Raw genomic sequence first — 23,991 nt, 5'->3', positions numbered from 1 at the left:
TTTAGAATACCGCCAATTTGTCTAATATAGCCTCAAGCAACGTATCGCTGCGAACAGGAAGGCAGATTTGCGATTTAATTTATATTTAATGCATTTTTATTCTGGAGGTTGTCTTGAGTAAACCAGCACTGTTGGTCCTAGAAGATGGGACAGTGTTCCACGGAGTGTCCATTGGGGCAGAGGGTTTTTCCGTTGGTGAAGTTGTTTTTAATACTTCGATGACGGGGTACCAAGAAATTCTCACTGATCCTTCCTATTCTCAACAAATTGTTACTCTCACTTATCCCCACATTGGTAATACCGGAACCAACTCTGAAGACGAAGAATCCTCTTCTATTCATGCACAAGGCCTTGTGATTCGCGATCTTCCTCTTATCGCTTCTAACTTCCGTAATCAACTTTCTCTCTCTGACTATCTTAAATCACAAAATATTCTCGGTATTGCGGATATTGATACGCGTAAACTGACACGTATTCTACGTGAAAAAGGTGCGCAAAATGGCTGTATTATGGCTGGTGAGCATTGTGATGAAGCGTTCGCGTTAGCGAAAGCGAAAGATTTCCCTGGCTTAAAAGGAATGGATCTTGCGAAAGAGGTTACAACACAAGAAGCGTATGCATGGCAACAAGGTTCGTGGACGTTGGAAGGTGGACTTCCTGAAGCAAAAGACCACAGCGAACTGCCTTATCACGTCGTTGCCTACGATTTCGGAGCCAAACGTAACATCCTGCGTATGCTGGTTGACCGCGGATGCCGCTTAACCGTTGTACCGGCTCAAACTTCAGCCGAAGAAGTATTGGCACTGAAGCCTGATGGTGTTTTCTTATCAAATGGCCCTGGTGACCCAGCTCCGTGTACTTATGCAATTGAAGCCACTAAAGTGTTCTTAGAGAAAGGATTACCGGTATTTGGGATCTGTTTAGGACACCAAATTCTAGCCTTGGCTTCTGGTGCGCAGACAGTAAAAATGAAATTTGGCCACCATGGTGCCAACCATCCAGTTAAAGACTTACAGCGTGACGTAGTGATGATTACTGCACAAAATCATGGCTTTGCTGTCGATGAAGCAAGCTTACCAGATACGCTGCGCGCAACACACAAATCACTGTTTGATGGTTCTTTACAAGGCATTCATCGTATTGATAAACCTGCATTTAGCTTCCAAGGTCACCCAGAAGCAAGCCCCGGTCCCCACGATGCCGCACCTCTCTTTGATCATTTCATTGAATTAATTAAACAGCACACAGCCTAATTCGGAGTAGTAGACAATGCCAAAACGTACTGACATTAACAGTATTCTAATTTTAGGTGCAGGCCCGATTGTCATTGGTCAGGCTTGTGAGTTCGATTACTCCGGTGCCCAAGCTTGTAAAGCGTTACGTGAAGAAGGCTATCGAGTGATTCTCGTCAACTCGAATCCGGCGACGATCATGACTGATCCAGATATGGCCGATGCGACTTATATTGAGCCTATTCACTGGGAAGTGGTACGTAAAATCATCGAAAAAGAGCGCCCAGATGCGGTATTACCCACCATGGGGGGCCAAACTGCATTGAATTGTGCGCTGGAGCTAGAAAAACACGGCGTATTAGCTGAATTCGGCGTAGAAATGATTGGCGCAACCGCTGATGCGATTGATAAAGCCGAAGATCGCTCTCGTTTTGATAAAGCAATGAAATCGATCGGTTTAGCTTGTCCTCGCGCTGATACGGCAAAAACTATGGAAGAAGCCTACCGAGTACAAGAGATGGTCGGCTTTCCTTGTATTATTCGCCCTTCATTTACTATGGGCGGAACGGGCGGTGGTATTGCGTACAATAAAGAAGAGTTTGAAGAAATTTGTCGCCGCGGCCTCGACTTATCGCCAACCAATGAGCTATTGATTGATGAATCTCTGATCGGTTGGAAAGAGTACGAGATGGAAGTGGTGCGTGATAAAAACGATAACTGCATCATCGTTTGTGCGATTGAAAACTTCGATCCAATGGGTATTCATACTGGTGATTCAATCACAGTAGCCCCCGCGCAAACACTGACCGATAAAGAGTACCAATTGATGCGTAACGCATCGCTAGCCGTACTGCGTGAAATCGGTGTCGAAACCGGTGGTTCAAACGTACAGTTTGGTATCAACCCGAAAGATGGTCGTATGGTGATCATCGAGATGAACCCACGTGTTTCTCGTTCTTCGGCTCTGGCTTCAAAAGCGACGGGGTTTCCGATTGCTAAAGTGGCGGCTAAATTGGCGGTTGGCTTTACGCTTGATGAGCTGATGAACGACATCACTGGCGGTGCGACTCCTGCCTCGTTTGAGCCGACGATTGACTACGTGGTGACCAAGATCCCACGCTTTAACTTTGAAAAATTCGCTGGTGCTAATGATCGCTTAACCACACAGATGAAGTCGGTAGGTGAAGTGATGGCGATTGGTCGTAACCAACAAGAATCGCTGCAAAAAGCATTGCGTGGCTTAGAAGTTGGTGTGAATGGCTTAGATGAAATGGTCGATCTTGATGCGCCTGACGCATTGACCAAAATTCGCCATGAACTGAAAGAAGCGGGTGCTGAGCGTATTTGGTACATCGCCGATGCTTTCCGTGCTGGTTTATCGGTCGACGGAGTGTTTAACTTGACCAACATCGACCGCTGGTTCTTGGTGCAAATTGAAGAACTGGTCAAGATGGAACAAGACGTCAAAGCCGGCGGTTTTGCTGGGTTAAACGCCGATGTACTGCGTAAAATGAAACGCAAAGGTTTTGCAGATGCGCGTCTCTCAGCTTTATTAGGCGTGGCAGAAAGTGAAATTCGTCGCTTGCGCGATCAGTACAATATTCATCCGGTCTACAAACGAGTTGACACCTGTGCCGCGGAATTCTCATCCGATACCGCGTATATGTACTCAACCTATGATGAAGAGTGTGAAGCGCAGCCGACCGACAGAGACAAAATCATGGTGCTCGGTGGTGGTCCAAACCGTATCGGTCAAGGTATCGAATTTGATTACTGCTGTGTTCATGCTTCACTTGCACTGCGTGAAGATGGTTATGAAACCATCATGGTTAACTGTAACCCTGAAACCGTATCTACTGACTACGATACCTCAGATCGCCTCTACTTTGAGCCAGTAACACTGGAAGATGTGTTAGCCATTGTTCGCGTCGAAAAACCAAAAGGGGTTATTGTCCAATATGGCGGCCAAACGCCGTTAAAACTGGCACGCGCCTTGGAAGCGGCCGGAGTGCCGATTATCGGTACTAGCCCAGATGCGATTGATCGCGCGGAAGATCGTGAACGCTTCCAGCAAGCGGTAGAGCGTTTAGGGTTACTGCAACCAGAAAATGCCACGGTCACCACCATGGAACAAGCAATTGAAAAATCAAGAGAGATTGGCTTCCCGTTGGTGGTTCGTCCTTCTTATGTGCTTGGTGGTCGGGCGATGGAAATTGTCTATGATGAGCAAGATTTGCGTCGTTACTTTAACGAAGCGGTCAGCGTATCGAATGAGTCACCTGTTTTGCTCGATCGCTTTTTAGACGATGCGGTTGAAGTGGATATCGATGCGATTTGTGATGGCGAGCGAGTCGTGATTGGCGGCATCATGGAGCACATTGAACAAGCGGGTGTTCACTCCGGTGACTCAGCGTGTTCACTACCGGCTTATACGCTAAGCCAAGAAATCCAAGATGTGATGCGTGAACAAGTTGAGAAGTTAGCCTTTGAATTGGGCGTGCGCGGTTTGATGAACACCCAATTTGCGGTGAAAGATAACCAAGTTTATCTGATTGAAGTTAACCCTCGCGCTGCACGAACGGTTCCGTTTGTATCCAAAGCTACCGGCGCACCGCTGGCAAAAATTGCCGCACGTGTTATGGCTGGTCAGTCACTTGAGTCGCAAGGCTTTACCAAAGAGATCATTCCTCCTTATTATTCAGTCAAAGAAGTCGTGTTGCCCTTTAATAAGTTTCCTGGTGTTGACCCATTGCTTGGCCCTGAAATGCGCTCCACTGGCGAAGTGATGGGTGTTGGAGCAACGTTTGCTGAAGCTTACGCTAAAGCAGAACTCGGCTGTGGTAATGTATATCCTGATGGTGGTCGTGCGTTATTGTCGGTACGTGAAGAAGATAAAGAGCGCGTGGTCGATTTAGCTTCTAAGTTGATCAAACTTGGCTATCAGCTAGATGCAACTCATGGTACCGCGGTGATTCTCGGTGAAGCTGGGATTAACCCTCGCCTAGTTAATAAGGTGCATGAAGGGCGTCCGCATATCTTGGATCGAATCAAAAACAATGAGTACACCTATATCGTCAATACGGCGGCAGGTCGTCAAGCGATTGAAGATTCAAAAGTATTGCGCCGTGGTGCTCTAGCCGAAAAAGTTAACTACACCACGACGTTAAATGCGGCATTTGCAACCTGTATGTCACATACCGCTGACGCGAAAGCATCGGTCATCTCTGTACAAGAGTTACACGAGCAAGTCAAAGCCAGCTTAGCCTAATAACAATTAAGGTAAGTCGTTAAGACTTATCAGACAACCTCATTGCCCGCTGAATTAAGCGGGCTTTTTTATCAGCTACAATACCCAGAGATCTCCCAAGCTTATATCGATGAATAAATGGAATAGGTTGTTGTCTTGTGTTTCGCTGTTTTGATATTTTGAGTAGTGATACTGTTAAGCTTTGTCATTCAAGATGTTGATTAGAAATGGAACTTTCACTGGAAGTATTGGGCCTGCTGTTTTTAGTGGCGGGCGTTGCGGGATTTATTGATGCCATGGCTGGTGGTGGTGGTTTGCTAACGTTACCAGCCTTGCTGGCGGCTGGGGTTCCTCCGACTCAAGCCTTGGCGACCAATAAACTGCAAAGCTCCTTTGGAAGCTTTTCGGCCACTTTCTATTTTGTCCGCCAAGGCTTAGTGAGTCTAAAAGCGATGCGCCTGGCGATTGCGTGTACTTTTGTCGGTGCGGCACTTGGCGCAGAAGCGGTGCAATATATTGATGCCTCTTTGTTGACCAGTTTAATACCCGTGTTATTGATTGCCATCTCGCTCTATTTCCTACTTGCCCCAGCAACAAAAAATCATACCGGTTCCGCTCCCTTATCGGAAACGGCTTTTGCTTTCACGATCGGGTTTGGGGTTGGGTTTTATGATGGCTTTTTTGGCCCCGGTACCGGTTCAATCTTTACCGTCTGTTTTGTCGCTTTAGGCCATTTTGGATTGGTGGAAGCCACCGCGCGCACTAAAGTACTCAATTTCACTTCCAACATTGCCGCGTTGACCTTCTTCTTAATCGCTGGTTTACCGATTTGGCAGATAGGTTTAACCATGGCGGTCGGCGGGTTTATCGGTGCCCGTATGGGGGCAAAAGTGGTGATCAGCCAAGGTCAGCGTTGGATCCGCCCGCTGGTGATCACTATGTCTATGCTGATGGCGCTAAAACTGCTTTGGGAACAGCATTATGCAGCGCTGTTATCAATGTTTGGACTCTAATGCTACGATAGCGGCTGGCGCGCAGACAAATATGAATTGGCCGAGTCAGATCGGCAAGTTCAGCAAAATCAAAGCAGTGCTGGGGCTCAATTTTTAGGGTGCTGACAATCGAACGTGGTACTAGGGCTGGTAACATACCGCCGAGTGCGAGCTGCGCCGCGGCGGTGTAAGAGTCCATCTCCATCGCGGGTCGAATGCCTTGTTTGTGCAGCATGGCCGCTTGGTAGGTATTGGCGGGATTGGCTAAATCATTAGTGATCAGCTCGCTTGGCAGTGAGAACAGAGGTGCTTGGCTAATCACGGTAAATGGCTCATCGCCTAAATGAAAAGTCAGCAAACCGTGATTGGCGGGCAGATACCCCGCACAAAAGCCCAAGGTGGCTTTGCCAGACTGAACATTTTCGACAATTCGCGGTGTGTGGTTGGTGGTGATCACCCAATGTGGGTCGTGTTTTCGATGTTGCCCCATAGTCTGGCCAAGATAACCGGCGACTAAAGTCTCTGAGCAATCCATGCGCAGCAGCGTATTGTCTTCCAATGTTTTCTGCTCGAAAATTAAACCATGCAACTCATTAAACGTAGGGCCAATGCTGGCAATTAATTGCTCGGCATCTGCAGTCAATTTGATGTGTCGGCCCGCGGGAACAATCAGTTTTTTGCCGAGTTTTTTTTCTAAGTTAGCAATGCGCTTACTGACTGCCGATTGGCTGATATAGAGTTGGCTACCGGTACGGCTCATGGTTTTTTCTTTGCTGAGCACCAGTAAGGTTTCAATGCCTTCGAGTAACATAGGTTGATGACAAATGGGAATAGATGTCGCTAATGGTAACCTTGAACCATCGCGGTGTCGTCTACTAAAGTCACAAAGCTTGCGTATGGAGCATCACCAGCCATGATGACTGGTGATGGAGGGATTATTTAGTCAATGCAAAAGTCGGCAGTGATAAGTGCCAACGAATGGCGCATAAGCGGATGACGAGAGTTGAAATCACCCCGCATAGGAAAGCGCTCGAACTGTTATAATCTAAAGCGAGTGCGGTGGTATGTACCATGCCGCCGACAATACACGCGGTGGCATAGACTTCGCTTCTTAATACCATCGGGATCTCACGAGCAAGCACATCACGGATGATGCCACCACCGCAGCCGGTGATTACCCCCATAATGATGGCGATTAACGCTGATTCTTGGAAGATCAGTGCTTTTTCAACCCCAATAGCGACAAATACAGCCAGGCCAACCGCATCACAGACCGGTAATATCCACCAAGCGACTCGTTTAGGGCGACGGACAATCAACATGGTTAATAAGCAGGTCGCGAAGATCACCCATAAATAAGTGGTATCAGTGATCCAAAAAACCGGCGTCGCACCTAGCGCCATATCGCGAATGGTTCCACCACCAATGGCAGTGACACTGGCTAGAACCACCGCACCGAAAGGGTCCATCTTTAATCGCCCCGCAAGTAGTACGCCTGAAATCGCAAACACCGCAGTGCCAAACATATCAATCAAGTAGAGCAGTGAAGTATCCAAAGTTGAGTCGCTCGCTTAACATTCCCTGTTAATTTGGGATGAGTGAATGGGAGCACATTGTATGCAACTTTTGCTGTTTTAGTTAATACTTTTCTATTTGGGAAAAATAATTGCAAACTTGCTCAATGGCGAGCAGTGATCTTGGGGTTTGGCGGTTGAGCCAATCAGCATTAAGGCTAGTAATCTGTCCTTTTTTTACCGCAGGGACTTGGTTTTTCCAGCGCTGCCACATAGTGCCTTGAGCCATCGCTTGTTCTGAAGTAAAGATGACTTCTGGTTTGGCGAGTAGCACCTGTTCAATACTGACTTGAGGGTAGGGGGACGGGCTATGTTGGAAAATATTCACCCCCCCACAAAAAGCGAAAATCTCACTTGGCCAACTGCCTTGCGCTAAGGTGATGATTGGCTTTTCACTTAATTGGTAAAAATACCGAACTCCATCGAGATGAGCGTATTTCTGTTCAAGTTGAGTGAGCTGCTGACGAAACTGATTGGCCGTTTGCATACCTTTTGTTGGATCGCTGGCGTATTGACTGAGTTTCTCTATATCATCTGCAATATCAGTCAGTGTTTTAGGATGAGAATAAAACAAAGGAATGCCTAAACGAGCCAATTTTTCCACTTCACGCATGGCATTGCCTTCAGGCCAAACGATCACCAAGTCGGGCTGCAAAGTTAGAATTCGTTCAATATTGATCCCTTGATAATTGGCGACTCGAGGTAGAGTTTTGGCGGATTCAGGATAATCACTATAGTCACTGACCGCGATCAGCTTATCCCCTAGTCCGGCCGCGAAAACCAGCTCGGTGGCATGGGGAGCTAAGCTAATGATCCTTTCCGCAGCAGAAAGAGTGCAAAAAGGCCAAGAGAGCAGAAGTAAGAGAAAGAATCGGTGTGGCATGTTTATACGCCTTGATAAACGAGCAGTAACATAATGCTTTGTAAAATAAGCCAAAGCCATAATCTACGGGTAAGTAGTTGGCGTAACTGAGCTAAATGAAGGCTTGCTGGCACTATGCGCCCGCCAATTTTGGCGCGCACCGCTTTTTGCTGACCATAGATCGCTGGCCCGCCCAATGCTAAGTGTAATTTATTACCGACTGCACACAGTAGCCATCCCGGCCCCGGTAACGGCCAAGAGCGACTTTGGTTGAGCGTTTGCGTCAAATTATATTTAATATTATCGCCGATTAGGATCAGTAAACTAAATAAACGCAGAGGAATAAGATCGAGTAACGCGACAGCTCGAATGATTGGTAAACCAAACGGCTGAAATTGAGTATGAGAAGGAGACCAACAACGGGCTAATTCAACCATTAAACGATAAATAAACGCGCCGATCCCCCCGAGTAATCCATACCAAAATAGAACCCCAATCAGGTTACGGCCAATACCCATAGTGATGGTTTCGACACTGGCTTTACCTAAACCGACCGGGGAAAGCGTCGCCGTTTCACGATTAACAAACGGCACCAATAGACGGCGAGCTAACGGTTTATCCTGTTGTGCCAGTGCTTGACTCATCTGCTGGCTAAGTTTATCCGCACTGCGCCAATCGAGAGCTAACAGCAATAACGCTAATTCAAACAGTTGCGGATGCCAAACCAAAGGCTGAAAAGCAACGCACAGCATAATGGTAGGGATAATCATCAGCAGCCAAGCCAGCGTGCCGGAAAGTAAGCTTTGTTGGTAATTGCTCGGTTTATTAACTTTGTCAGCTAATATTTCGGCAAATTTATGCCATAAGGTAATCGGATGGGCAGCGCGAGGTATCGGCAATAGCCAATGAAATAACAAAGCGCCCCACATTACGAGTAGGGCACCATTGGCATAAAAGGGTTTGAATAATTCATCCATGAACAACAGGCTACTTTAGTAGTTCAACCATTTTTAGCACCATCGCTGAAGAGCTTTGCGCGGCTAGCGGCAAAAACTCATCAAAAGAGAGCGGTGAAGCTTTATCAGCGACATCAGAGATGGCGCGTACCACGACAAAAGGTACACCAAATTGATGGCAGGTTTGGGCAATCGCCGCCGCTTCCATTTCGACCGCTACTGCGGTTGGGAAATGTTGACGGATAAAGTTTTGTTTTTCTTCGCTGCAGACAAAGGCATCACCAGTGCAAATCAGGCCACGAACCGCATGTTTGTTGTCCATGGTTTGCAGAGCTTGTTCAGCGATTGACATGAGTTTCTCATCCGCCTGAAATGCAGCGGGCTGACCAGCCATTTGCCCGATTTCGTAACCAAAAGCGGTTACATCGGCGTCATGATGACGGACTTCAGTAGAGATCACTACATCGCCCATGGTTAAACTAGGATCAAAACCACCAGCTGAACCCGTGTTGATGACCACATCTGGTTGATATTGATTAAGCAATAATGCGGTGCCAACCGCCGCAGATACTTTACCGATCCCAGATTGAAGCAAGATAACCTCAACACCATGCAGCTTACCGCTGTAATAGGTGCAGCCACCTTGACTGACTTCTTGGCGTTGTTCGAGAGCGTCTTTTAAGATGGCGACTTCTTGTTGCATCGCGCCGATGATGCCAATTTTCATGTCATGTCTCTTTTCATTGGATAAAAATCACTGCAGTTTATCATGCTCGGCTAGGTTTGATCGAGATTAAGCAGAAAGGTAAACCGCTGAATAGACTATTGTAGCAAACCAGCAGCCGTCATTTTATCACGTAGTGTTTCAACTCGACGGCGATTAACGCCAAAATCGCTATAGCCAACTCGAGACTCTGAACGAACTTTTAATTGATCATGCTGCAGTTTAAGTTCCAAGTCATCGACAAAGCGTAATACTCGGGTAGTGCATTCCACTCGTAAGTAATTCTCTTCTTTTTCAACGACTTCAGCGCCGGGTAAGGTTAATGCAATACGTTCAATTTGGCTAAGGGTCACTCCTGGGCGCAGGATAAACGGTGCCACAGAAAATTTTTCTCTCGACTCTTCCGTCGAGACACAGTTGGGTTTATTCCCACAAAGGTCGGTTGTTCGGTCGGTCATATTCGATGCAACGCCTCGGCTACAAGCAATGATAAGGAGTGATAACCCAATAATAATGAATGGCTTCACGACATTTTCCTACAGCGAATAAAATTTGAGCATAGCTGATATTTGTCGCTGAGGATAACCAATTATACGATTGATTGACGATCTTTGGTTTATTAAGGTCATGATTTTTCTAGTTTGACGACTAAGGTGGTCGTTAAGGTTGAGTAATGAGACGATATTTTTAGCAATAAAAAAGGCTAACACAAGGTGTTAGCCGTTTAAGATATCCCTTTCCTACCTGCAACGCCAAGTTGTTTGGGTATAGATAAAGCGCTTACGCCGATAACATTAAAGAATCATTGATCGATTCAAGATGCGTGTTGCCCATCAAGTAAGCATCAATCGCTCTGGCTGATTCACGACCTTCATTGATGCAGCGTACAACCAGTGATTGGCCAGTGCGCATGTCGCCAGCAGCAAAGACCCCTTTTTGATTGGTGGCAAAATTATCCGTTGCCACGTTACCGCGATCATCAAGTTTTATCGCTAATTGTGCGAGTACACCATGTGGTTCTGGATGTAAAAAGCCCATCGCGAGAAACGCCATATCACAAGCTATCACTCGCTCAGTGCCAGAGATTTCGCGAAACTCAGGGCGTTGTCCCGGCGCGGCCTCTTGCCAAACAATATCGGCAATTCTCAGCCCAGTCACTTGACCTTGCTCGTTGCCAATAAATTCTTTGGTCAGAATATTCCAATGTCTTTCGCAGCCTTCTTCATGGGAGGTCGACGTGCGTAAAATCATCGGATACTGTGGCCATGGCATATTGGCTGGACGTTTTTCTGGTGGCATCGGCATGATCTCGACTTGCGTAATGCTTGCCGCGCCATGACGATTGGACGTACCGACACAGTCTGAACCGGTATCGCCACCACCAATGACCACCACATGTTTGCCTTTGGCATGAATCTCTTCACCTTTAAGATCCATATTGTTAGCGCGGCGATTATTTTGTCCGAGGAATTGCATCGCAAAGTAAACGCCTTGCAAATCACGTCCGGGGATCGGTAAATCACGTGGTACGGTGGAGCCGCCAGTCAGCAAAATCGCATCGAACTCTTGGCGTAGCTGTTGCGCGTTAATATCAACCCCCACATGAGCATTAACCACAAATTCAACCCCAGCTTGAGCCATAAGATCGAGTTTGCGATCAATCACGGCCATGCTGAGTTTAAAATCAGGGATCCCGAAGCGCAGTAATCCACCAACTTTTTCATCCCGCTCAAACACAGTCACCTGATGTCCAGCGCTATTTAATTGCTCAGCCGCGGCTAATCCCGCCGGCCCAGAGCCGATAATAGCCACTTTTTTGCCTGTACGAGCACGAGGGGTTTTGGGCTTGGCATAGCCTTCTTGATAAGCCCGCTCAACAATGGTTTTCTCAATATTACAAATGGTGATGGGATCTTGATTAATACCAAGCACGCATGAGGTTTCACAAGGCGCTGGGCATACTCGACCAGTAAACTCAGGGAAGTTATTGGTTGAGCTTAAGATTTGCCATGCTTCTTGCCAACTATCGCGATAAACCGCATCATTAAATTCTGGAATGATGTTACCAATCGGGCAGCCGCTATGACAAAACGGCACCCCACAATCCATACAGCGAGCTGCTTGTTGGTTAATTTTGTGACCAAATTCTTTATTGAGCACAAACTCATGGTTGTGTTTAATTCGCTCTGCAGGGTCGATTTTTTTTGGCAGTTCTCGACCAAACTCTAAAAATCCAGTTGCTTTACCCATTATACAGCCTCCGCTTTTTCCATTGCCGCTGCGGCTTCCTTACGTTTTTCAAGCACGGCTTTATAGTCACGAGGCATGACTTTCATCATTGTCGCTAAGCTTTGCTCAAAATTGTTGAGGAATGTTTGTGCCACTTCACTTCCTGTGAATTGAACGTGTTTAGTCAGCATCTCTTTTAACAGCGCTTTATCTTCCGCTTCGATAGGATCGAGATCGACCAGCTCAGGATTGAGTTTTTGTGAAAAATCACCGGCTTTATCCCACACATAAGCGATACCGCCACTCATACCTGCGGCAAAGTTACGTCCGGTTGAACCAAGGATCACCGCAATACCGCCGGTCATGTACTCACAGCCATGATCGCCGACACCTTCTACGACCACTTTAGCGCCAGAATTTCGCACGCAGAAGCGTTCGCCCGCTAAGCCTCGAATGTAAGACTCACCAGAGGTAGCGCCATAGAAACAGACGTTACCAACCACGATATTATCTTCGGCAATTAAGCTGGCATTGCGGTTAGGATAGAGTACTAACGTACCGCCTGATAAGCCTTTACCCCAGTAGTCGTTGGCATCGCCCTCAACTTCAAAATGGACGCCTTTGGTCAAGAAAGCCCCAAAAGATTGCCCAGCACTACCGTTAAATTTAACCGTCATAGGCTGAGGTAACCCTTGATCTTGATAGACTTTACAAATTTCGTTCGACAACATGGTGCCAGTACTGCGATCGGTATTGATGATCGGCAGTTCGGCATTCACCGCTAAGCCTTGTTCAAGCGCAGGTTTCGCTAACTGGATTAATTGACGGTCGAGGACATGCTCCAAATTATGGTTTTGTGCGCTTTGGCAATAAATACCATCACCTTCACGGGCTGGCTCAAGATAGAGTAGGGGAGAAAGGTCGAGGTTCTTATACTTCCAGTGGCCCACATCATCACGTAATTTGAGTTTTTGCGCTTGCCCTACCATCTCATCAATGGTGCGAAAACCAAGCTCAGCCATGATTTCCCGTAGGCCTTGTGCCATATATTGGAAGAAGGTCACCACATCTTCCACGCGGCCATCAAAGCGTTCACGTAATGTTTTGTTTTGAGTTGCGATACCGACTGGGCAGGTGTTTTTATGACACTTACGCATCATGATACAACCTTCCACGACTAAGGCGGCGGTAGCAACGCCCCATTCTTCTGCACCAAGTAAGGTGGCGATAGCGATATCGCGTGGGGTTTTCATCTGCCCATCCGCTTGTACGACGATGCGGTTACGTAAACCGTTTTTAAGTAGTGTCTGATGAGTTTCAGCCAGACCAAGTTCCCAAGGTAGGCCGGTATGGCGAATCGATGAAATAGGCGACGCGCCGGTGCCGCCGTCATGGCCTGCAATCAGCACTACATCCGCTTTCGCTTTAGCAACACCAGAAGCGATAGTGCCCACGCCGGCTTCAGAGACCAGTTTAACGTTGACTCGCCCTTTACGGTTGGCGTTTTTCAAGTCAAAAATCAGCTGCGCCAAATCTTCAATGGAGTAGATGTCGTGATGCGGTGGCGGCGAAATTAAGCCGACCCCTGGCGTTGAGTGACGAGTTGCGCCAATCCAATCATCGACTTTATCTCCTGGTAGCTGACCGCCTTCACCTGGCTTGGCTCCTTGTGCCATTTTGATCTGAATTTCGTCGCAGTTGGTCAAATAGTAAGAGGTAACCCCAAAGCGTCCAGAGGCGACTTGCTTGATGGCTGAGCGTTCCCAATCGCCATTCTCTTTACGAACGAAACGCGCGGGATCTTCACCCCCTTCACCAGAATTGGAACGTGCGCCCAGGCGGTTCATGGCGACTGCTAATGTTGAGTGCGCCTCATGAGAAATCGAACCGAACGACATTGCGCCAGTGGCAAAGCGTTTCACAATACTCGACACCGGCTCGACGTCTTCAATCGCAACTGAACCCGCTGGATTTTTAATAAAATCTAGCTGACTACGCAGGGTCACCGCTTTATCCCCTTGGCTATCGACAGCAGCCGCATACTGCTTGAACTGTTGATAATCTTTATTACGGGTAGAGTGTTGCAGTAAATGGATGGTTTCTGGGTTAAACAGGTGTTTTTCACCACGCTGTTTCCACTGATAGACACCGCCGACATCGAGCATTTGTAACGGGATTTCACGAATCGGATAGCCAATACGGTGACGAACCACCACTTCTTTGGCGATATCGTCTAACGTTAGGCCCTGAATACGAGTAACAGTACCAGTAAAGTATTTGTCTACCACCGATTTACTGATCCCTAAGGCTTCAAAGATTTGTGCTCCATGGTAGGACTGTAAAGTTGAGATGCCCATTTTTGAGAAAATTTTCAATAGGCCAGCATTGATCCCTTTACGATAGTTTTCGAAGTATTTATTCACCTCAACGTCAGTATCCAGCTTATTGCGACGCTGCAAATCGACAATGGTTTCGACCACTAAATACGGGTTCACCGCATTGGCACCATAGCCGACTAAGGTAGCAAAATGGTGAGTTTCGCGCGCATCCCCAGTTTCAACCACAATACCGCACTTAGAGCGTAGTCCTTTACGGATCAGATGATGATGGACAGCGCCGACAGCCAGCATCGCTGGAATCGCGGCATGGTTAGAATTTACCGCGCGGTCAGTAAGGAGAATGATGGAATAGCCATCGATCACCGCATCCTCTGCGTATTGGCAGATGCGTTTGAGTGCTCGTTCAAGTTTGCCGGGCTCTTCACTGGCTTGAAAAACAATATCCAGTGTTTTGGCTTGTAGGTGCTCATTATCAATCGCGCGCAGTTTTTCTAATTCAGCATTAGAAATCACCGGTGATTCTAGCTCGACTTTTCGACAGTGAACGGGAGATTCAGCGAGTAGGTTTTGATCACGACCAATATAGGTATTGAGTGACATGACCATCCGCTCGCGGATCGGATCGATCGGCGGGTTGGTTACCTGCGCAAACAACTGTTTAAAGTAGTTCGATAAGTGCTGAGACTGATGCGACAGCACCGCCACCGGCCAATCGGCTCCCATTGAGCCAAGAGGCTCGTAACCCGTTTCAGCCAAGGTAAAGATAATGTCGTTGACTTCTTCACTGCTGACTCCAAACGCTTGCTGACGATGGAGCAGACGCTCCGGTGACGGTTGGCTGTGAACGTTATCGGCTTCAGGAAGCTTTTTTAGGCTCAGTAAGTTATCTTCTACCCATTTTTCATAAGGTTGAGCGTTAGCGATGCCATCTTTGACTTCTTCATCAGAGATGATTCGCCCTTGTTCAAGGTCGGCGACAAAAATGCGTCCGGGTTGTAAGCGACCACGATATTCGACATTAGCGGGATCGATTTCTACCACACCAGATTCAGAGGCCATGATCAAAAAATCGTCTTTAGTGACGGTATAACGAGAGGGACGCAAGCCGTTTCTATCTAAGGTTGCGCCTACTTGTACGCCATCGGTAAAGCACACTGAGGCTGGGCCATCCCATGGTTCCATGATATTGGCATGATATTGATAAAAGGCACGACGCTTGGGATCCATGGTTTTATTTTCTTGCCACGCTTCGGGGATCATCATCATCAATGCGTGCGGCAAAGTGCGGCCTGATAGCACCAATAACTCTAACACCATATCAAAGTTGGCGGAGTCTGACGCGCCTTCCTGACAAACCGGCAGCAGCATATCAATTTCTGCTTGGGTAAAGAGATTGGATTGTAAGATAGCTTCGCGGGCTTTCATCCAGTTCAAGTTACCGCGTACGGTATTGATTTCGCCGTTATGGGCAATGTAACGAAACGGCTGCGCTAAACGCCATCTTGGGAAGGTATTGGTGGAAAAACGTGAATGCACCAGAGCCAAGGCGGTAACCATGGTTGGGTTTTGTAAATCGAGAAAATATTGCGGAACTTGCTCAGTGGTTAGCTGGCCTTTATAAACCAGCGTTTTATAGGAGAGCGAGTTGATATAAAAATCATCGCCAATATTAGAAACGCTTTCGAGACAAACGCGAACGGTATAGTTACGCAGAACGTAGAGTTTGCGTTCCAGTTCTTGTGGCGTACTTCCTGGACCGGCTGAGATGAAAACATGTTCAAAATAAGGTTCAGTACTGAGTGGATCGGCACCGAGCATGCTGTTGTCGGTTGGCAGTTTGCGATAACCGAGGACATCAAGATCAAGGCGCTTAGCATTACGCTCTAAAATATCACGGCATTGAGCGCGTTTGTGCTCATCCCTTGGAAACAAGACGACACCGACGCCGTATTGGTCAAATGACGGTAGTTTAATCCCCAGTTTTACCGCTTCCTCTAATAGGAATTCGTGAGGTTTCTGCAGTAAAATACCCGCTCCGTCACCGCTACAGGGGTCACAACCTTGTCCGCCACGATGTTCCATGCGCGCTAGCATATCTAGGGCTTGAGTCACGACATGGTGTGATTTACGGTTTTTGAGGTGAGCAACAAAACCGATGCCGCAAGCGTCATGCTCGAGTTCTGGTGTATACAGACCTTGCGAACTTTGTTCTCTATTAACCATAGATACATCCTTCCAGTTCAGTTGGACACAAGCAAGCCAAGGCAAGCCCCAGCACTGCATCTATCCTTATTGTTATCCATTTAAATCGATCTATGCTGACCGACTCGCATCCCTTCCGTCTCTCACAGGAAATATATAGTGTGAGAAAAACAATCCTTAGTGATATTCCTCTGTTTAACCACATTTTATAGTGGTTTATATAGGTAGGAATGGAATATCGCCGACGTTTCTTGAGCTTATTTGTAATAAAACAAACAAAAATCATCATGAAACTGTAACTATCCTACAATTTTGTTAGCCGTAAATGCAATGAAAAACTCGGTCTTTTTTGCGCCTTTTTCTCAGTCTCTGCATAATCAGCGCAACATTTTTCAAACAAAGTTAGCTAAATGCAGATTTAATGAATGTTTATTGATTTTGCACCACGCGGTATCTATCTCATACGCTTACTATTTATTCCTTTCGATGTAATTTAATTACATAGATCGAAGTGAGAGTTATTTGTATTCACAGCTTGGGTATTCGTTATGCAACTGCATCAATTAGTAAACACATTAGGGCAAGATCTTCAACGCCGCTATGGTGAGAAAGTCCATAAACTGACGTTGCATGGTGGCTTTAGTTGTCCTAATCGAGATGGCACCATTGGTCGAGGCGGATGCACATTTTGTAATGTTGCCTCTTTTGTTGATGAACATACCCAAAAGCAAAGTATTGCTGATCAGCTAAAAGAAAGAGCGGGTGAAGTTCAGCGTGCCAATAAATACTTAGCTTATTTCCAAGCCTATACCAGCACTTATGCCGAAGTTCAGGTGTTAAAAGCCATGTATCAACAAGCGTTGCAAAGTGCCAATATTGTCGGTTTGTGTGTGGGCACTCGCCCTGATTGCGTCCCGGATGCGGTATTGGAACTGTTGCATGATTATGTGCAGCAAGGGTTTGAAGTTTGGTTAGAGTTGGGTTTGCAGACCGCAAATAATAGTACTTTAAAGCGCATTAATCGCGGTCATGATTTTGATTGTTATCAATCGATCGCTCAAAGAGCAAGAGCGCTTGGTATTAAAATCTGTACTCATTTAATCGTTGGGCTACCTAAAGAAACGGCAAGCGATAATGTGGCGACATTACAGCAAGTCGTTGAAGTGGGAACAGATGGTATCAAGTTACATGGTTTGCATATTGTTGATGGGAGTACGATGGCCAAAGCGTGGCGGGCAGGGAAGTTAGTTGCGCCAACATTAGAAGAGTACGTCACGATTGCCAGCCACCTCATTCGCTTAACGCCACCTGAAGTGGTTTATCATCGCGTCTCTTCTGCCGCTCGCCGTCCTACGTTGTTGGCTCCTCTCTGGTGTGAGAATCGTTGGCTGGCGATGACTGAGCTTGGCCGGCGATTAGCAAAAGATGGCGCGCAAGGTTCATTAATTGGGCGTCCTTTCCAATACATTAATCCGACCAACAAAAAATAAGCCGCTCACTTTTAAACGTAATTTACTGCGTTACGCTAGGCAAACTCTTAGAATAGTTGCAGATCCTGATTTGAGAAGCTGGTATCTTTATCCTTTAAGTCTTTTTAATCACAGGCTTTTTATCTGAAAGCGCTGTTGGATTAGCGCTGAGCCGCGGTTTTGAAACTCACTTAGCGTCACGGCCATTATCTATGCGGAACCTGCAATGAAACCGATAAAAAACTTAGCTCAATACTATGTCGATCTACTTGTTAAATTGGGTATTTTACGTTTTTCAATTTTACTGGCTTTAGCGTTGGTTGCCTTAGCGGTGGTAGTCCAAGTCGGAATTACGCTGGTTTTGAAAGGTTTTGTCGATGACATTGATATTGTACGTTCGGTATTTTTTGGACTATTGATCACCCCGTGGGCGGTATATTTCTTATCAGTCGTGGTCGATCAGTTGGAAGAGTCTCGACAACGTCTCTCTAAGTTAGTCTCCAAGCTCAAAGATATGCGCTCGCGAGATCAAGAACTTAACCAACAGTTACAGCAAAATATTGTCAAACTCAATCAGGAGATAGAAGAGCGAATTAAAGCCGAAGAAGCCCGTGAAGAGGCGATGGTTGATTTGGAAAACGAAGTGTATCAACGAGAGAAAACGCAGTTGGAATTGGCCGAACGTACCGCGCTATTACGCTCGTTCATCGATGCCTCACCGGACTTAATTTATTACCGTAATGCGAAAGGTGAATTTTCCGGCTGTAACCGAGCAATGGAAGAGCTAACCGGGAAACGGGAAAGTCAATTAGTCGGTCTGACACCTTGGGATGTGTATCGTAAGGAGATTGCTCAATCGATAGTTGAAACCGATCAGCAAGTATTTAAGAATAATCAAGCTATTACCTATGAGCAATGGCTTGAATATCCCGATGGGCGTAAACACTTCTTTGAACTGCGCAAAGTGCCTTTTTATAGTAAAGAGGGCCGTCATCTAGGTTTAGTGGGTTTTGGACGAGACATTACTGAACGTAAGCGTCATCAAGAATCACTAGAAAAAGCCAGCCGCGATAAAACCACCTTTATTTCGACCATCAGTCATGAATTACGCACGCCACTCAATGGTATTGTCGGTTTAAGTCGAATGTTACTTGATACCCAGCTAACTGATGAACAGCGTAAGCATATGCAAACCATTCAAGTCAGTGCGATTACATTGGGTCATATCTTTAACGATATTATTGATATGGATAAATTTGACAGGCGTAAGTTAGAGCTGTTACCCGCACCTTTAAACTTTGTCGAATTTGTCGCCGAGCTAGAGAGCCTTTCTGCTTTAATGGCAGAGCAAAAAGGACTGCGTTTTGATTTGGAGCGCTTAACCGAGCTGCCGACCTGGATTGAAGTCGATGCAACACGCTTGCGCCAAGTGCTGTGGAATTTAATGAGTAACGCCATGAAGTTCACCAAAGAAGGTGGCGTAGTGATGAGTGTCAGTGCGGATATTAATCCAGGTTCTGCTGACATCACCATGGAAATAGAAGATACAGGCATTGGCATCCCTGAACATGAATTGGATAAGATTTTTGCCATGTATTATCAGGTTAAATCTGGCAAAGATAACCTCCATGCCGTAGGAACGGGCATTGGTCTTGCGGTTTCGCGCCAATTAATTAATTTAATGGCTGGTGATATCGAGGTAAGCAGCGAAGAGGGCTTCGGCAGTACCTTTACGGTGACTATCCGAGTGCCTTTAGTGAGTCCTCCTGATAAGCCGCAATTAAGCCTAACTCCACAAAAAAGTTTACGTATCTTTATGGTGGAAGATATTGAGCTTAATGTCACGGTTGCTCGCTCACTGTTAGAGAGCTTAGGCCATCAGGTTACGGTCGCCATGACCGGTGAAGAAGCTAAACAACGATTTACGCCCGATCAGTTTGATTTGGTTTTCTTAGATATTCAACTGCCGGATATGACTGGGTTTGATGTGGCGCAGTTTTATCGAGAGACTTATTCTTCATTACCGCCGCTCGTTGCGTTGACCGCCAATGTCTTGAAGGATAAGCAGCAGTATCAAACCCAAGGATTAGATGATGCGATAAGTAAGCCGCTTTCGGTGCAAGTGGTGCAAGCGGTGATCAGTAAAGTCATTGCTCAGCAGCCATTTCAGACCGAGGCTACGAATATCCCTGATGTTGATCTTGCAGAGCCTTGTTATCAAGAGTTATGTGGCCGTTTGCTCGATCTCGACATGTTAAACTCTTATCTCGATATTGTCGGGCCTCAACCTATGTTAGAAAGCGTTGAGATGCTTGAAAAAATGATGCCGAGTTATTTAGAGGTCTTGGATTCTAATATGGTGGCGAAAGATCAAGCTGGCATTGTCTCTGAGGCTCATAAAATTAAAGGTGCAGCAGGCTCCATCGGCTTAAAACGAATTCAAAACGTTGCACAAAAAGCTCAGTCTCCCGATGCGCCAGCATGGTGGGAAAATATTACCGATTGGGTCGATGAAATAAAAAATGAATACCGTAATGATATTCAGGTGTTAAAACAGTGGTTAGAGCAAAGGAGATAATATGAAAAAATATGGCTTAATGATACTCACATTTTTATTGTCAGCGTGTGCAACGTCGCCGCAAGTCAATTGGCAGGCAAGTAATGCGGCACTATTTTCTCAGACCGCTATTCAGCTAAAAAGCAACTTATGGACCGATAGGATGCCTAAAATAGCATTAACTGAGGAGGCTACTGAGCTCGATTTTACCGACAATTTAAACGGTACTCTAGTGTTAGAAACTTCAGGTCAATTGCCAGCGGATTTAACCCTGTTTCAATTAGTGTTCAGACAAGGAGATGAGATCTGGTCGCTTGCTGGCTCTGAGTTAGAACTTCGTACACCAAGCGAAAATAATTGGGAAGTGGTATTTAACAGCACGCTATCGGTGGATATTAACCGTCCAGTGAGTGTGGCGCTGGGGGTACAAGACAGTTTAGGTAAGACGTGGTTAGTCGAGCATCAAGTATCGATTGATAAAGTCTATTAACGAATACCTAGGGTCTGTTGACTTTAGAGTGGACTTTAAAACTAGCGGCTCTTTCGCTTCGAACATCTCGTCATCTATGCATATAGCGATTGATTCATGTCTCGCTTCGCGGCTGCTCTAAAAAATTCGGGAGCACCTGCAGGCCCCGTGATTTCGGCATGATAACCATAAAAAAGCCTCGATCATCTGTCGAGGCTTTTTTTAATAACATGTCCGCTTACTCAGTGATATCCCCACAGAAGCGATAGCCTTCACCATGAATGGTCGCGATGATTTCTGGTGTACCGGAGATCGATTCAAAATGCTTACGAATACGACGGATGGTAACGTCAACGGTGCGATCATGAGGCTTAAGTTCACGACCGGTCATTTTCTTCAATAGATCGGCACGAGTTTGAATTTTCCCCGGATTCTCACAGAAATGAAGCAGAGCACGGAATTCTGAGCGTGGCAGCTTGTAACCTTCACCATGTGGGCTGATCAAAGAACGGCTATTAATATCTAATACCCAGCCATTAAATTGATATTTTTCAACCGAACGTTTTTCTTCGTGAGCAACGTTAGCATTCATTGAACGGCTCAATAAGTTACGCGCACGAATGGTTAATTCACGAGGATTAAAAGGTTTGGTGATGTAATCGTCGGCACCTATTTCAAGTCCTAAAATTTTATCAACTTCATTATCACGACCCGTTAAAAACATCAGAGCCACATCTGCCTGTTCGCGTAGTTCACGGGCGAGTAGCAAACCATTTTTACCCGGTAGGTTAATGTCCATGATGACTAAGTTAATGGGATTATCCGACAGTATTTGGTGCATCTCTTCACCGTTACTGGCTTCAAAAACAGCGTATCCCTCTGCCTCAAAAATACTTTTTAATGTGTTGCGAGTGACTTGCTCGTCTTCAACGATAAGAATCTGCGGGGTTTGCATTTGGCGGTACCCAAACTTGTGAAAAAATTGTACTAATAGAACTTATTCTAGGCAAAAACATAACATACAAGAAACTTTATGTTGATAATAAATCAAAGTATCTTGAAAAATCACCTCAACTGCCGCCGTCCTTGGTATATTTGCTATAAAGATCCATCACCTTTCACTTCTATCAGCCTTTGAGCGGATTCTATAATGTTAACAGCATGCTAACAACGCCCAAATGTTAATTCCAATCACTTTGTTGATTTATATCAAGAGTTGCAATGTAACAGATATGAATAGTAATAACGAGATGTAAAAAGAGATGATCAATGAAAACCTATGGTACGCTTACACTCAAGTCACGCTGGTGTTCCCAACAAGGAGTATTGAAGGGAATTTTGCGATTATTACCGCATGGAACCCACGAAGCGTTCGCTTGTCAGAAGATGAGAATCGGCGAAATAATCGACGTTTACAGCAAGCTTTAATCGGCTATGATTTGACCGATGTGATCGTTGGTAATGAGGATTTTAGTTGGTATGAAGAGAGTTTTGCAGTCGTGATGCCTCTCGCTGACGCGGTGGTTTTAGCTGGCCAGTTTGCGCAACATGCGCTTTATTACGTACAAGATGGGCAACTTATTTTGCAATCTTGCCTTGATCATCAACGATTCGATTTAGGGTTATTATCAAGCAAAATCACATCACCTTAAACCGAGTCATGTAACAGATTTACTTATTCCTTGCGACTTGAAACGGTAGCGGTGGGTGTGAGTACTCGATCAGCAAGTTGATTATTATTGGCGCTGATTAAGACACATACACTTACTCGCGATGTTACCACTTCTTGTCGTTAGGCGATTAGAATCATGGAGGAACAATGAACGATATAACACCGGATCTGTGTGATAAGTACCCATCACAAGTTACGCTACTTAATCTACCACTACAAAATTTTGGCATGCGTAGTGCATTTTGGGGAGAGATAGTCACTGTACGTTGCTATCATGATAACTCAAAAGTCAAAGAGATTCTCAGTCAACCAGGTAAAGGTAAAGTTTTGGTTGTTGATGGTAATGGTTCTTGCCAAAAAGCCTTAATGGGCGATCAAGTTGCGATCATGGCAATTGAAAACGGTTGGGAAGGCGTGATCATTAATGGTGCCATCCGCGATGTTGTAGCGATGTCACAAATGGATTTAGGGATTAAAGCGTTAGGTACCTCGCCCTTTAAAACTGACAAGCGTGGTGCAGGAGAGGTCAATGTGACTCTAACTTTGCACAACCAAATGGTTCAACCTGGGGATTATCTGTATGCCGATTGGAATGGTATTTTACTCTCTGAGCAATCGCTAACGTTGGCTTAAAACCGAAAGCCGATACCGAACTCAATACCCTGTTGCCATTCTTGATAGTCAAGGGTGGCGTGTAAATCTAAGTTTTCCGATAGACGTAGGCGACTGGATAGCTCTGCTGAAAAGGCGTCATAGCGACGTTTTTGGTCATCGTATTTTGTCGATGAATAAAGGGTACTCTTAACCGAGACTCGCTCGTTAACTTTGTAACTCACACCGCTTAAAAAGCCATTACTAGCGCCATTGATTGAAGCGCTTGATGAGTTAATCCTCGCACCGACATAAAGATCAACGTTACGAAAGACATTGTAAGCGTAGCCACTATCAATTACCCAACTATCGAAAGTTTGGCTATTGGGGTCACTGTAGAGAAAAACGGTGTGCGCAGAGCGGGAGGGCTCAGAAGGTAAGGAAGGGAGCGTTACCGCGTGGGCGCTTAATGCTAGCCATAAGCCAGACAGTGCGATCAGTATGCGCATGGTATCCTCCTTGTTACCGAGCTTTGTTTCACGTTGAACACTATTTAAGCATAAAATTCCCCGCTTTGCAGAGAGAAATTATCTTGAATTTATCTCTATGATTAATGGATGGGTGATAAAGCTCGGTTTTGTTTATCTTTATTGAGCGAATGATTATTTAAAATGCATAGAATGTTAAACTTTTTATTGACTCTGCAACAAGAAATAAGGTAAACGTAGATAAACGCCCACAGAAAGTGATTTATCATCGTGATGACATTGTTCAGCCTAGTAATGACCACCACCATTATTACCACCGACACTACGCATGTTGGGGCGGGCTGCTGAGCGTAAAATTTCACAAGAAAAAGGCCTGTATCCCCACCGA

18 protein-coding genes and 1 other annotated feature (1 of these 19 cut by a window edge) are annotated in these 23,991 nt (G+C 45.8%); of the genes, 8 read left to right on the top strand and 10 right to left on the bottom strand.

Going from position 1 to position 23,991, the window contains the following annotated elements:
• Window positions 1–113 precede the first annotated feature (113 nt).
• The 3 genes from carA to VIB_RS10625 all read left to right on the top strand — a co-directional run bounded on the left by carA (window position 114) and on the right by VIB_RS10625 (window position 5,492).
• Window positions 114–1,253 (top strand): glutamine-hydrolyzing carbamoyl-phosphate synthase small subunit, encoded by a 1,140-nt coding sequence (gene carA / locus VIB_RS10635; protein WP_040904677.1) that lies wholly within the window; start codon window positions 114–116, stop codon window positions 1,251–1,253.
• A gap of 16 nt (window positions 1,254–1,269) precedes the next feature.
• Window positions 1,270–4,500, top strand: a complete 3,231-nt coding sequence (carB, locus tag VIB_RS10630) for a carbamoyl-phosphate synthase large subunit (protein ID WP_004395939.1) — start codon at window positions 1,270–1,272, stop codon at window positions 4,498–4,500.
• Window positions 4,501–4,706: 206 nt separating this feature from the next.
• Window positions 4,707–5,492, top strand: a complete 786-nt coding sequence (locus VIB_RS10625; protein WP_040904676.1) for a TSUP family transporter — start codon at window positions 4,707–4,709, stop codon at window positions 5,490–5,492.
• Here the strand turns inward: VIB_RS10625 and VIB_RS10620 are convergent.
• The 8 genes from VIB_RS10620 to gltB form a co-directional block, all read right to left on the bottom strand.
• Window positions 5,422–6,282 (bottom strand): LysR family transcriptional regulator, encoded by an 861-nt coding sequence (locus VIB_RS10620; RefSeq protein WP_040904675.1) that lies wholly within the window; start codon window positions 6,280–6,282, stop codon window positions 5,422–5,424. The two genes, VIB_RS10625 and VIB_RS10620, sit on opposite strands and share 71 nt — an antisense overlap.
• A gap of 124 nt (window positions 6,283–6,406) precedes the next feature.
• Window positions 6,407–7,027, bottom strand: coding sequence for a TRIC cation channel family protein (locus tag VIB_RS10615; protein ID WP_040904674.1), 621 nt, complete (start codon window positions 7,025–7,027; stop codon window positions 6,407–6,409).
• Between the two features lie 82 nt (window positions 7,028–7,109).
• The gene (gene btuF / locus VIB_RS10610) at window positions 7,110–7,928 is read right to left on the bottom strand and encodes a vitamin B12 ABC transporter substrate-binding protein BtuF (protein ID WP_004395935.1); all 819 of its coding nucleotides are present in this window, start codon (window positions 7,926–7,928) and stop codon (window positions 7,110–7,112) included.
• A gap of 2 nt (window positions 7,929–7,930) precedes the next feature.
• The gene (locus tag VIB_RS10605) at window positions 7,931–8,884 is read right to left on the bottom strand and encodes a cobalamin biosynthesis family protein (RefSeq protein ID WP_040904673.1); all 954 of its coding nucleotides are present in this window, start codon (window positions 8,882–8,884) and stop codon (window positions 7,931–7,933) included.
• Window positions 8,885–8,894: 10 nt separating this feature from the next.
• Entirely contained in the window at window positions 8,895–9,590 is a 696-nt protein-coding gene (gene mtnN / locus VIB_RS10600; RefSeq protein WP_004395933.1) for a 5'-methylthioadenosine/S-adenosylhomocysteine nucleosidase, read from the bottom strand.
• A gap of 95 nt (window positions 9,591–9,685) precedes the next feature.
• Window positions 9,686–10,045, bottom strand: a complete 360-nt coding sequence (locus VIB_RS10595; RefSeq protein ID WP_040904910.1) for a DUF1499 domain-containing protein — start codon at window positions 10,043–10,045, stop codon at window positions 9,686–9,688.
• Between the two features lie 322 nt (window positions 10,046–10,367).
• The gene (locus tag VIB_RS10590) at window positions 10,368–11,837 is read right to left on the bottom strand and encodes a glutamate synthase subunit beta (protein ID WP_004395931.1); all 1,470 of its coding nucleotides are present in this window, start codon (window positions 11,835–11,837) and stop codon (window positions 10,368–10,370) included.
• A complete protein-coding gene (gene gltB / locus VIB_RS10585) occupies window positions 11,837–16,378 on the bottom strand; it encodes a glutamate synthase large subunit (protein ID WP_004395930.1) in 4,542 nt (1,513 codons plus the stop codon). The genes VIB_RS10590 and gltB overlap by 1 nt, the downstream gene beginning before the upstream one ends.
• Before the next feature lie 527 nt (window positions 16,379–16,905).
• Here gltB and mnmL point away from each other — a divergent pair.
• The 3 genes from mnmL to VIB_RS10570 all read left to right on the top strand — a co-directional run bounded on the left by mnmL (window position 16,906) and on the right by VIB_RS10570 (window position 20,873).
• Complete coding sequence (mnmL, locus tag VIB_RS10580; RefSeq protein ID WP_004395929.1) at window positions 16,906–17,847, top strand: tRNA modification radical SAM protein MnmL/YtqA; 942 nt, start codon at window positions 16,906–16,908, stop codon at window positions 17,845–17,847.
• A gap of 205 nt (window positions 17,848–18,052) precedes the next feature.
• Window positions 18,053–20,404, top strand: coding sequence for an aerobic respiration two-component sensor histidine kinase ArcB (gene arcB / locus VIB_RS10575; protein WP_004395928.1), 2,352 nt, complete (start codon window positions 18,053–18,055; stop codon window positions 20,402–20,404).
• 1 nt (window position 20,405) lies between these two features.
• A complete protein-coding gene (locus tag VIB_RS10570) occupies window positions 20,406–20,873 on the top strand; it encodes a hypothetical protein (RefSeq protein ID WP_040904672.1) in 468 nt (155 codons plus the stop codon).
• 217 nt (window positions 20,874–21,090) lie between these two features.
• Here VIB_RS10570 and arcA read toward each other — a convergent pair whose 3' ends face one another.
• Window positions 21,091–21,807, bottom strand: a complete 717-nt coding sequence (arcA, locus tag VIB_RS10565) for a two-component system response regulator ArcA (protein ID WP_004395926.1) — start codon at window positions 21,805–21,807, stop codon at window positions 21,091–21,093.
• Between the two features lie 307 nt (window positions 21,808–22,114).
• Between arcA and VIB_RS10560 the strand changes: the two genes are divergently transcribed.
• Together VIB_RS10560 and VIB_RS10555 are read left to right on the top strand one after the other, a co-directional pair.
• Window positions 22,115–22,504 (top strand): DUF3293 domain-containing protein, encoded by a 390-nt coding sequence (locus VIB_RS10560; protein ID WP_040904671.1) that lies wholly within the window; start codon window positions 22,115–22,117, stop codon window positions 22,502–22,504.
• Window positions 22,505–22,671: 167 nt separating this feature from the next.
• Window positions 22,672–23,157, top strand: a complete 486-nt coding sequence (locus tag VIB_RS10555) for a putative 4-hydroxy-4-methyl-2-oxoglutarate aldolase (protein ID WP_040904670.1) — start codon at window positions 22,672–22,674, stop codon at window positions 23,155–23,157.
• Here the strand turns inward: VIB_RS10555 and VIB_RS10550 are convergent.
• On the bottom strand, window positions 23,154–23,624 hold the full coding sequence (locus tag VIB_RS10550; protein WP_040904669.1) for a hypothetical protein: 471 nt from the start codon (window positions 23,622–23,624) through the stop codon (window positions 23,154–23,156). The two genes, VIB_RS10555 and VIB_RS10550, sit on opposite strands and share 4 nt — an antisense overlap.
• 262 nt (window positions 23,625–23,886) lie before the next feature.
• Window positions 23,887–23,991, top strand: a sequence feature (Thr leader region) (it continues 16 nt past the right edge of the window).

The sequence above is a fragment of the Vibrio metschnikovii CIP 69.14 genome (assembly GCF_000176155.1).
Lineage (GTDB): Bacteria > Pseudomonadota > Gammaproteobacteria > Enterobacterales > Vibrionaceae > Vibrio > Vibrio metschnikovii.
This window is presented reverse-complemented; position numbering and strand designations above follow the sequence as displayed.

Excerpts from the sequence above, each read along its gene's own strand:
- VIB_RS10555 (WP_040904670.1), top strand. The coding sequence starts at position 22,672 with ATGAACGATATAACACCGGATCTGTGTGATAAGTACCCATCACAAGTT.
- VIB_RS10550 (WP_040904669.1), bottom strand. The coding sequence starts at position 23,624 with ATGCGCATACTGATCGCACTGTCTGGCTTATGGCTAGCATTAAGCGCC.
- gltB (WP_004395930.1), bottom strand. The coding sequence starts at position 16,378 with ATGGTTAATAGAGAACAAAGTTCGCAAGGTCTGTATACACCAGAACTC.
- VIB_RS10570 (WP_040904672.1), top strand. The coding sequence starts at position 20,406 with ATGAAAAAATATGGCTTAATGATACTCACATTTTTATTGTCAGCGTGT.
- VIB_RS10590 (WP_004395931.1), bottom strand. The coding sequence starts at position 11,837 with ATGGGTAAAGCAACTGGATTTTTAGAGTTTGGTCGAGAACTGCCAAAA.
- mtnN (WP_004395933.1), bottom strand. The coding sequence starts at position 9,590 with ATGAAAATTGGCATCATCGGCGCGATGCAACAAGAAGTCGCCATCTTA.
- mnmL (WP_004395929.1), top strand. The coding sequence starts at position 16,906 with ATGCAACTGCATCAATTAGTAAACACATTAGGGCAAGATCTTCAACGC.
- VIB_RS10620 (WP_040904675.1), bottom strand. The coding sequence starts at position 6,282 with ATGTTACTCGAAGGCATTGAAACCTTACTGGTGCTCAGCAAAGAAAAA.
- carB (WP_004395939.1), top strand. The coding sequence starts at position 1,270 with ATGCCAAAACGTACTGACATTAACAGTATTCTAATTTTAGGTGCAGGC.
- VIB_RS10625 (WP_040904676.1), top strand. The coding sequence starts at position 4,707 with ATGGAACTTTCACTGGAAGTATTGGGCCTGCTGTTTTTAGTGGCGGGC.
- btuF (WP_004395935.1), bottom strand. The coding sequence starts at position 7,928 with ATGCCACACCGATTCTTTCTCTTACTTCTGCTCTCTTGGCCTTTTTGC.
- VIB_RS10595 (WP_040904910.1), bottom strand. The coding sequence starts at position 10,045 with ATGACCGACCGAACAACCGACCTTTGTGGGAATAAACCCAACTGTGTC.
- arcA (WP_004395926.1), bottom strand. The coding sequence starts at position 21,807 with ATGCAAACCCCGCAGATTCTTATCGTTGAAGACGAGCAAGTCACTCGC.
- VIB_RS10605 (WP_040904673.1), bottom strand. The coding sequence starts at position 8,884 with ATGGATGAATTATTCAAACCCTTTTATGCCAATGGTGCCCTACTCGTA.
- VIB_RS10560 (WP_040904671.1), top strand. The coding sequence starts at position 22,115 with ATGATCAATGAAAACCTATGGTACGCTTACACTCAAGTCACGCTGGTG.
- arcB (WP_004395928.1), top strand. The coding sequence starts at position 18,053 with ATGAAACCGATAAAAAACTTAGCTCAATACTATGTCGATCTACTTGTT.